Here is a 1,830-nt window from a genome sequence, read left to right on the forward strand (position 1 = left end):
CTTTTCGCGCAAGTCTTCCCAGAATTTGTTGAGCGCCTCCGCCGGCGCGGTCATACTGCCCTTGCGCACCAGTTGATAAAGCTTGTTCGCGGTGGGTGTCATACCATAGCGGAAGAACAGCAGCACGGCTGTTATTGCCCAACCCCTCGAAAAGGTAAAATTAGCCAAAAGCGGTCAAATTTTGGTTTAATTACAGAGCTGGCCGAGGCTAAGGTTCATCGTGGTGACATTTTTTCGGATGCCCCTTGGCGCTCCATATAAGCACGTAACTGCTCAGTCGCCACTTGTTGTGCATCAAGTTTTGCCTGTGCGGTGGTCAATTCCAGTTCAAGTCGATGGACCTGTTGAGAGAACTCCGCTGCCTGCTTCAACGCGTCGGCCGCTTGACGCTTGAGTTCCTTGATGTGCGTGTCCTTCTCGACCAGTTGCGCCTCGACCGTCTTGCAGCGTTGCTCGATCGGCCGCAAAATTTCCAGTTTTTGTTCGAGCTGACGGCCGTGAGATTGTTGATCGTAGAGCGCTTTTTGCGCATACGACAGATCCGCGACCAGCCGCGCACCTTCTTGGTTCAAGCGCGTCACCTCATCCTGCTTGACGACGAGGCTTTGCTGTAACAGCCGGATTTCGGCCTGCAATTGCTGGATCTGCTGCTCATGCCGTCGCTGATCCTGGTCGCGCTGATCCTTGACCGATTGCCGGTAGTGTTCCAGGGCTTCGCGGGCGTGTTTGTGCTTTTCTTCGATGGACTGGCGATGCGCCTCGTTTTCGGCCAGGCGCTCCTTCAGATCGGCCACTTGCTGCTCTGCCGTATGGCGCGCGATCATTTCGGCCTGCAGCGCCTCGCGAATGCGGCCGTGTTCCGCTGTTTCCTGATGCGCCGCCGTTTCGGTACGTTGCAATTGGCTGCTCAGTGCCTCGACTTCTTTGCGCAGGGCTGCCATGGCCTCTGCGTGCTGGCGTTCTTTCTCGGCGCTTTGCGCCTGGATGGCATCAATGCGGAGATTGGCTTCGTCCTGCAACTGCACGGCCAAACGCGCCACCAGGTCTTGCAGCGCTTCGCTGATCGAGGTTTTGCGGCCGTCGGCGCCGCCACTTTCCTCGTCAAGCTCTTTCAGGTACTTGTGGATCGTGGTTTTCGAGCCGGTATTGCCGAGCGCCACCCGCACGGCGTCGACCGACGGATGGGTATTCTGGGCGAGCAGCGCATTGCGGGCTTTTTTCACGTCCGATTTATACAGTCCAGTACGGGCCATCGCCTCTCCTTGAAATAGCGTAATGTATTACATACCACGTAATTACATACCAATTTATGAAATAATTCAATCTGAATTTACTGAAAAATTCATGCCGGATAACGTCTTCTTATCCTGTGTGATGTAAAAAATGGCGAAATTTTGTGGATTTTTATCGTACGCCCGCCATTTGCAGCATGGGGGTAGTCGTACTTTCGGTACAGATTGACACGGTTGTCCCTGAAATGAGTCGAAGAAACTGCGACTTACAAGATGGGGGAACTGGTCATTACCAACAGGGATGCGGATGTGGCAGCGCAGCTTTTCTAACATCAGTTAACAGGCTATTGTGATTACACAATACAGTGCTTTCTCAATGTAAATAATTTGGTTTGTACTTTGGGTTGTTGAACGTGAGACCAACAATCCTGTTAAAAGTTATGTTTCTTGGAGTATCCAATGCAAACTACAACGTAATCGCTCTTTCCTACCCACCTTCCGCTGCTGAATCGATCGGCCGAGAATCGGACTTTTTCGAAGAGGAGAAGTCGTATGGAGAATGCACAAGAGCGTAGCGCGGTATGGCGTGAGCGGCTGC

The 1,830-nt window shown here is 52.7% G+C and carries 1 protein-coding gene and 1 pseudogene; both read right to left on the reverse strand.

Features of this window, described 5'->3' with window-relative positions:
- Positions 1-123: pseudogene (locus tag KHU29_RS21945) on the reverse strand (DNA-binding protein); the annotation flags it as partial.
- A 92-nt stretch (positions 124-215) separates the two neighbouring features.
- Positions 216-1,253, reverse strand: a complete 1,038-nt coding sequence (locus KHU29_RS21950) for a DNA-binding protein (RefSeq protein WP_211455451.1) — start codon at positions 1,251-1,253, stop codon at positions 216-218.
- Positions 1,254-1,830: the final 577 nt, after the last annotated feature.

This window comes from Collimonas antrihumi (assembly GCF_018304965.1).
Classification (GTDB): domain Bacteria; phylum Pseudomonadota; class Gammaproteobacteria; order Burkholderiales; family Burkholderiaceae_D; genus Collimonas; species Collimonas antrihumi.